Origin of the sequence: Streptomyces sp. NPDC059456 (assembly GCF_042750055.1) — a bacterium.
Classification (GTDB): Bacteria; Actinomycetota; Actinomycetes; order Streptomycetales; family Streptomycetaceae; genus Streptomyces.
Window position 1 is genome coordinate 17,206 of sequence record NZ_JBHYVA010000043.1, and the last position, 6,816, is coordinate 24,021.

Below are 6,816 nucleotides of genomic sequence, written 5' to 3' on the forward strand. Positions count from 1 at the left end.
GGTGGTTCGCCGGGCTGGCCAGGGTGTCCGGGTGGTGCGTCCGCCCGGCGGCGGGGGGGGCGGACCCGGATGGTTCAGCCGGCCTTGGCGGGCTCCTCGGCTCGGGCTCGGGTGCTGGCGAGGCGGTAGGAGTCGGTGCCGGTCTCGATGATGGTGCCGTTGAACGTGAGCCGGTCGACGATGGCCGCGCAGAGGCGCGGGTCGGTGAAGGTCTTGGTCCAGCCGCCGAAGGACTCGTTGGAGGCGATGGCGACGCTGTTCTTCTCCTCGCGTTCGGTCAGGACCTGGAAGAGGAGTTCGGCTCCGTGGCGGTCGAGTTCCATGTAGCCGAGTTCGTCGATGCAGAGGAGATCGACGCGGCCGTAGCGGGCGATGGTCTTGTTCAGCTGCTTCTCGTCCGCGGCCTCGACCAGCTCGTTGACCAGCTTTGTGGCGAGTGTGTAGCGGACGCGGTAGCCCTTCATCGCGGCCTCGGTGCCCAGCGCGATGAGCATGTGGGACTTGCCGGTGCCGGAGTCGCCGATGAGGCAGAGCGGCTGACTCTTCTTGATCCACTCGCAGCTGGCGAGGGTGTGGATGGTGGCCGGGTCGATGTTCGGGTTGGCGTCGAAGTCGAAGGCCCGCAGCGACTTCTCCCGGGGGAAGCCGGCTGCCTTGATCCGCCTCTCCGACCTGCGGCGGGCCCGGTCGTCGCACTCGGCCATCAGCAGTTCGGCGAGGAAGCCGCGGTAGGTCATCTGGTCCTTGATCGCCCGGTCGGCGATGTCGGAGAACTCGTTGCGGATCGACGGCAGCCGCAGCAGGCGGCAGGCGGAGTCGATCGCGGCGTCGGCGGCCTGCTCGGTCAACCCTCGCTGTCGGGGCATGGTCACTGCGCTTCTCCCTCACGGTGGCCGCTGCCGCTGGTGCGGCGGCGTCGGAGCAACTGGTCGTAGTGAGACACCGAGGGCAGCGGCCTGGTGTCCGGCGGAAGATGCGCCAGGCGCCACTCGTGCAGGGACGTCACCGTCGCCGGCGCCTGGCCGAGGGTCCGGGCGTCCGGTGCGGGCTCGGTCTCGGCCTGGGCGGCCTTGCGGGCCTCCAGCGCAACCGCATCTGCGGTCATGGCCCCGGCCCGCAGGGCTGCGGCCAGGCCGGCGACGACGTGCTCGTGCGGCAGATGCCGCCCCAGCAGCAGCACCTCGATCAAGGCTCGGGTGCCGTCCCGTTCACCGTGGATCTTCATGGCCTGCGTCCACCAGGCATCGTGGACCGGGGTGAACTTGCCCGCCGAGCGGGCCTGTTCGAGAGCGGTCGAGCCGGGAAAGGCGCCCGGCTTACGGACCAGGACCTCCAGGTAGTGGTCCAGTTCCAGACGGACGGCGCCCTTGGCGATCAGCCGCTCGTGCCGGGCCACCTCCACGTTCTGGTCGTAAACAACCAGGTGAGAGGCGTGAAGGATGACCCTCACCCGCTTGCCGATCAGCCGGATGGGGACCGAGTAGCGGTTCGTGCGGACCGGGATCTGGCCGTAGCGGTCGACTCGCGGGGTGAACAGACGTCCTGTCTCGAACGGCTCCTCCGGCAGCGGCATCAGCAGCGGCTGTTCGAGCGTGAAGTCCTCAGCGATGGTCCGGGACCTGGAGCCGATCCGGCGGGCATCGTCCTGCCGGTCCCACTGCTCGACCATCTCGTTCAGCTCGGCGAGCGAGGCGACCTCGGGGACCGGGACGAAGTGGTTGCGTCGGAAGTAGCCGATCTGTCCCTCGACCCCGCCCTTCTCGTGAGCGCCCTCGATGCCCGGCCGGCAGTAGAAACTCTCGATGCCGTGGTGCGATTTGAAGGCGATCCATCGGTCTGCCTCCACCCTTGCCCGGCTCAGCCCGAGCACGCGGGCGACGGCCGCCTTGAGGTTGTCGTAACGGACCTTGGTCCGCGGGACACCGCCCAGCGTCCGCAGCGCGTGGACGTGGCCTTCGAAGAACGCCTCCTGGCCGCAGGAGGCGAACACGCGGTGGACGGCCTTGCCCGAATACGACAGGCGGAAGGAGAACAGGTAGCAGGTCACCAGCTCGCCGGCGAGGCGGATCGTCACGTCGCCGAAGTCGACCTCCGCCTCGTGACCGGGCTGGTGGGTCTGGGGGACGAACGCCTCCAGCGGGGCCTTGCCCGACTCGACCAGGATCTCGGGCTTCCGGGCCGCGACGTAGTAGCGGACCATCCCGTAGGAGACGTCGGCGCCGTGTTCCTCGACCAGCCGGTGGAAGATCCGGGTGACCGTGTGCCGCTGCTTGCGCGGCGCGTCCAGGTCCGCCCGCAGGATCTCGTCGATCACCGGCTTGTAGCGGTCCAGCCCGGTCGCCCGCGGCGGCAGCTTCTTGCGCGGCTCCGGCCAGGACGAGTCCAACGCCTTCCGCACCGTCCGCCACGTCACGCCGTGCTTGCGCTCAAGCTCCCGCATCGACATGCCGCCACGGTGGTCACGCCGGATCGCCGCGTACAGCTCGACCTTCGACATCCGCGGCATGACCAGCACCTTTCACCAGGAGCATCCCGATGCTGCCCTGGCAAGAACCCCAGTGCCTCCCAAACTCGTCGACATCACCCATCCGTGGAACAGGGCGCCTCCCAAACCCATCGACAAGCGACGTCACAACTGCTCGATAAAGCCAGGCTGTGGCGGATATTCGTGACGGTCACGGCGGCTGGGCGAGGACGAGGGGTCCGCAGGAGCGCGTAGGACTCGTGACCTGGCCTGCGACCTCGCCCGGGCCTTCACCCGACCTCGTCCGCGACCGCCGCGGATCCTTTCTTCTCGATAGGATCCGCCAGGCTGAGCAAGACGCCCCGAAACCAATGAGCGGCTTCGCCGACTTCCTCCGCCAAGACCTCGACTCCGTCACCGCAGGACTCACTCGCACCTGGAGCTCAGGCGTCGTCGAAGGCCACGTCAACAGGGTCAAAACGCTCAAGAGACAATGTACGGCCGAGCCTCATTCGCTCTCCTCCGGACCCGGATCCTCACCCAGCCATAACGTTCACGAAATTCCGGTCAGAGCCGTTTTCAAAGATCCCCACCAGCCACTCCGAGGCCTGCACGGCGCCACCCGAACCGCCATCCTCGCCACAGGACGACCGTTGATCGGATGGAGCGACGGGTCGAAACCAGCAGGTCAGCTGGGGTGTCGCCGGCCCAGGACGTCTACCTGCCGGGGCTGTTGTACCGGGTGACGCGAAACGGGCAACTCCCTCGGCTTCTTCGGCCGTAACCGTGCACCGCTCGAAGCCGGCCTTCTCGAGGACGCGGACGGAGGGCAGGTTCGAGCGTTCCACGCCGATGGCTACGGCCTGGACGGCGGGCGCAGCGAGGGCGAAGGCGGCGAGTGCCCTGGTGGCCTCGGTGGTGTAGCCCCGGCCGCGGCGGGAGGTGACAACCCCGTACCCGAGCTCCAGGAAGGTGGGCCGGACTTCAGGGTGTCGCGGTCGCGCCCACATCTGGCACACCATGCCCGCTTCCAGACCTTGCATCAGGCCTTGAGACGGTGCAACAGAGCAATGGATGACTGGTAGTGCGCGAGTGCTTGAGGACCAGGGCGCGGTCGCGGATCCCTACCCTTCATCGGCCTCCTGGGCGGCGGCTTCGTTGGCGCGGTCGATCTCGGCCATGTGCTCCTCCGCCCAGGTCCGCAGCCCCGCAAGCGCGGCTTCCAGTGACAGCCCGAGTCCGGTGAGCCGGTAGAAGACCCGCGGCGGCACGGTGGGTTCGACCCGGCGCGACACCAGCCCGTCGCGGGTCAGGCTTCGCAGCGTCACGGACAGCATCTTCTGCGACACGCCGGGCATCCGGCGCTTCAGGTCTGCGAAGCGCACCTCGTCCGGTGCGGCATCGGCGAGCGTCTTGACGGCCATCGACGTCCACTTCGTACCGATGCGGTCCAGCAACTGCCGTGTCGGGCAATGGGGATCGAACAGATCACCGCGTACCCCGTGACCGGCGGCCCGGGCTTCTGGGGTGGTCACCTGTGGCTCACCACCTTCCCTGAAAGTGCCGTCTAGGAAGCCGTCGGACAGTTACCTATCGTGCTGTGGTCACCAATGGTAACCAGCCGGAGGAGCCGTCGTGCCCATCCCCACCGCACACCAACTGCGCCGCATCGCGGCGAACGGCGTCCAACTCAATGTCGCAATCGCCGGGGAAGGCCCCGCAGTTCTCCTACTGCACGGCTTCCCGCACACCTGGCAGCTCTGGAGCGCCGTCATGGGCCGACTGGCCGGGCAGTACCGGGTCATCGCCCCGGACCTGCGAGGCTTCGGTGCCAGCGCACGTGCCGTCGAGGGTTACGACGCCGGCACCCTCGCCGCCGACGCCGAAGGGCTGCTCGACGCACTCGGCGAGCCCTCGGCAGCGGTGGTCGGCATCGACGCGGGCACTGCCCCCGCCGTCCTCCTCGCGCTGCGCCGGCCCGGCCTCGTCCGGCGCCTGGTCGTGATGGAGGCGCTGCTCGGCCGCCTGCCCGGAGCAGAGGACGTCGTCGCGGGCGGTGCCCCGTGGTGGTTCGGCTTCCACGCCGTCCCCGGCCTCGCCGAGACCGTCCTGGCCGGCAACGAGGCCCGGTACGTCAATTGGTTCCTCGACTCGGGGACGCTCGGGCGAGGAGTACCCGACGACATCCGTGCTGCGTTCGTCCACGCGTACACCGGGGGTGAGGCCCTGCGCTGCGCGTTCTCCTATTACCGGGCCCTGCCCACCAGTGCGCAGCAGATCCAGGACGCGGTCGGGACGGCTCGGCTGACCATGCCCACCATGGTCGTCGGCTCTCACCCCGTCGGCACCGGGCTCGAACGCCAACTCCGCCCCATCGCCGATGACCTGGTCGGACACCATCTCCAGGACTGCGGCCACATCATCCCCCTGGACCGCCCCGACGCACTATTCGCGCTCCTTGCCCCCTTCCTCTCGGCCGATCTGCCGAAGTGACCGGAGCGGGGCCGAAGGATCACGGCCGGCGGTTCGGGGCGTGTCCCAGCGGCGAGTTGTCCAGGACCGCCGGATCAGGCTGCGCACGACGGCAGGGGCATACGTCCGACCTCAACCAAGCCGGAGCTTCTGGGTTCCTTCCTGAGCCGCTGGATCCGACCAGCGGTGGTGAGGACGCGGGGACGTCGGGAACTGGGGTACCAGGCGGGGTGGGCAGGGCCCCCGCGGCTCGACGCCCCGGCCACGCTCGTCAACGGTCCGTCGGCCCGCAGGCCGCCCGCTGGACATGGCGGCTTGGGGGAAAGCCGCTGGTCAACTCCAAGATCACCGATGGGTCGAGGACACGGCGCGACCTACGATGACGAGCATGGAACCAGTCCCGACCCTCGTCCACCTGAGCAGCCACTTCATCAACTTCCGAGACTTCGGCTTCGGCGCGGGCTCTCATCATGGCTACCGCTGGGTCGATGCCAAGCAATTCCGGCTGCCGGCCGAGCTGCTGGACGACCGAAACGTACTGGCTGCTTTGATCTCACACCCTCAGTTTCGGGACACGTACGACGGAGCCGGTGTTCAAGACCGGCCGCGGCACGGCCAGTGGTGGCTTGACCACATCACCCCTGACACCTACGAGGCCGTCGATGCCGCGTCGGCACTCGACGTCATCCACGGCTGGGCCGAGCAGCACGGAAACGTCCCAGAACCACTCGCATCACGCCTGCGTCGGGAGATTGACGGCCCGATCCGCGAGGCGACCAGCACATACCTGCTGGGGCAACTTCCTGAGGACGCGCTGCACGACTACGGCCCCATCCACATCGACCACCACGAGCTCGTCGTCATCGACCGCCCTGCGGCGACGCTCGCTCTCCTCGTCGCAGCCGACGACTGACGCCACGCCAGAGTCGAGGCCGAAGCGGCAACCGCCCGCAGCGACACCGTTTGGCGCCACCCGTCGACCACCACCACCGGCCTGACCGTCCCAGCTGCCGCCGAAGCCGACGTCCGCCTCCGCGGACTACGGCGCCAAGGGCCACCAGGTGGGCGACCGGGTACTGAGGTCGGCCGAGCGCTTCCCGTGCATCGAGCGGACGCACTTCGCCACCACCTTCCCCCAGTCCTGGGCGCTGCGCCCGGACGGATCCGAGGGCTTGTCGGTCGCCGCGCAGCCCTCGCTGGACGTCCTGGAGGACCTCGCCATCGAGGCTTTCGTCCAGGACGTACGCCGCGTCGGCGCCGCCGGGCGTGCGCCGGCACTCACCGCCGGCGCAGGGCGAGCGCCACACCGAACGCGGCGGCCAATGCGGAGGCCATACCGCCCATCGCGCCGATCGGCCCGGTCAGGGAGGGGTGGACCAGGCACAAGTAGAGCGTGGCGCCCAGGACCAGGGCGATGACGACGGCCAGGAGCAGCAGCACCACGGGGTCGGTGCCCGAGGGCTGTGGGGTCTGCTGGGGTTGCCGGTCGGTGGCGGGCATGTGGCTTCCCTCCCATGAGGGCCCGCGGAGGGTCCGCGGGCAGCGTGCGGGGCTGAACGTGCGCTGGTCCCAGCCTGTGGCGGAGGGCGGTCTTGCGGCAGCGGGAACGGACGATTACCGGCCAATCGTCAACATCCGGCCGTGCTCAGCCGGACGTTCCCGGCGTGTCATCGCACGCGTGACAATGGGACAACTGCCCTGTTCGTGGACGGTATTTGCGGTTGAAGAGGGGCGAGCGATGGACGGATCCGAAGCTTCGGCTGGGGGGGGGGGGCGGGGGCCCGGCGGCGGAGGGGGGGGGCCCGACCCGCCCCCCCCGGGGGGGCCGGCGTCCGGGGTCAGCAAATAAATAATAAACGACACGAGGATAAATGAGAGTG

At 69.0% G+C, this 6,816-nt stretch carries 8 protein-coding genes; 2 read left to right on the plus strand and 6 right to left on the minus strand.

What is annotated here, in order from left to right; all coding sequences use genetic code 11:
- Positions 1-74: 74 nt before the first annotated feature.
- The 4 genes from istB to ACFXA3_RS06765 all read right to left on the minus strand — a co-directional run bounded on the left by istB (position 75) and on the right by ACFXA3_RS06765 (position 3,999).
- The gene (gene istB / locus ACFXA3_RS06750; protein WP_385182891.1) at positions 75-872 is read right to left on the minus strand and encodes an IS21-like element helper ATPase IstB; all 798 of its coding nucleotides are present in this window, start codon (positions 870-872) and stop codon (positions 75-77) included.
- Entirely contained in the window at positions 869-2,497 is a 1,629-nt protein-coding gene (istA, locus tag ACFXA3_RS06755) for an IS21 family transposase (protein ID WP_385182916.1), read from the minus strand. Before istA ends, istB begins: the two co-directional genes overlap by 4 nt.
- A gap of 503 nt (positions 2,498-3,000) precedes the next feature.
- A complete protein-coding gene (locus ACFXA3_RS06760) occupies positions 3,001-3,507 on the minus strand; it encodes a GNAT family N-acetyltransferase (protein WP_385182894.1) in 507 nt (168 codons plus the stop codon).
- Positions 3,508-3,588: 81 nt separating this feature from the next.
- Positions 3,589-3,999, minus strand: coding sequence for a winged helix-turn-helix transcriptional regulator (locus tag ACFXA3_RS06765; protein ID WP_385182897.1), 411 nt, complete (start codon positions 3,997-3,999; stop codon positions 3,589-3,591).
- 100 nt (positions 4,000-4,099) lie between these two features.
- On the opposite strand from ACFXA3_RS06765, the gene ACFXA3_RS06770 reads away from it, so the two are divergent.
- A complete protein-coding gene (locus tag ACFXA3_RS06770) occupies positions 4,100-4,957 on the plus strand; it encodes an alpha/beta fold hydrolase (RefSeq protein WP_385182900.1) in 858 nt (285 codons plus the stop codon).
- A 367-nt stretch (positions 4,958-5,324) separates the two neighbouring features.
- Positions 5,325-5,849 carry a hypothetical protein gene (locus ACFXA3_RS06775; protein ID WP_385182903.1) on the plus strand — a complete coding sequence of 175 codons (525 nt, stop codon included), beginning with the start codon at positions 5,325-5,327 and terminating at the stop codon, positions 5,847-5,849.
- Positions 5,850-5,975: 126 nt separating this feature from the next.
- Here ACFXA3_RS06775 and ACFXA3_RS06780 read toward each other — a convergent pair whose 3' ends face one another.
- A complete protein-coding gene (locus ACFXA3_RS06780; protein WP_385182906.1) occupies positions 5,976-6,158 on the minus strand; it encodes a hypothetical protein in 183 nt (60 codons plus the stop codon).
- Between the two features lie 56 nt (positions 6,159-6,214).
- Positions 6,215-6,436 carry a hypothetical protein gene (locus tag ACFXA3_RS06785; RefSeq protein ID WP_385182909.1) on the minus strand — a complete coding sequence of 74 codons (222 nt, stop codon included), beginning with the start codon at positions 6,434-6,436 and terminating at the stop codon, positions 6,215-6,217.
- Positions 6,437-6,816 lie beyond the last annotated feature (380 nt).

Bases quoted from the DNA above. Each gene is read 5' to 3' on its own strand.
- istA (WP_385182916.1), bottom strand. From the start codon at position 2,497: ATGTCGAAGGTCGAGCTGTACGCGGCGATCCGGCGTGACCACCGTGGC.
- ACFXA3_RS06760 (WP_385182894.1), bottom strand. From the start codon at position 3,507: ATGCAAGGTCTGGAAGCGGGCATGGTGTGCCAGATGTGGGCGCGACCG.
- ACFXA3_RS06775 (WP_385182903.1), top strand. From the start codon at position 5,325: ATGGAACCAGTCCCGACCCTCGTCCACCTGAGCAGCCACTTCATCAAC.
- ACFXA3_RS06780 (WP_385182906.1), bottom strand. From the start codon at position 6,158: ATGGCGAGGTCCTCCAGGACGTCCAGCGAGGGCTGCGCGGCGACCGAC.
- ACFXA3_RS06785 (WP_385182909.1), bottom strand. From the start codon at position 6,436: ATGCCCGCCACCGACCGGCAACCCCAGCAGACCCCACAGCCCTCGGGC.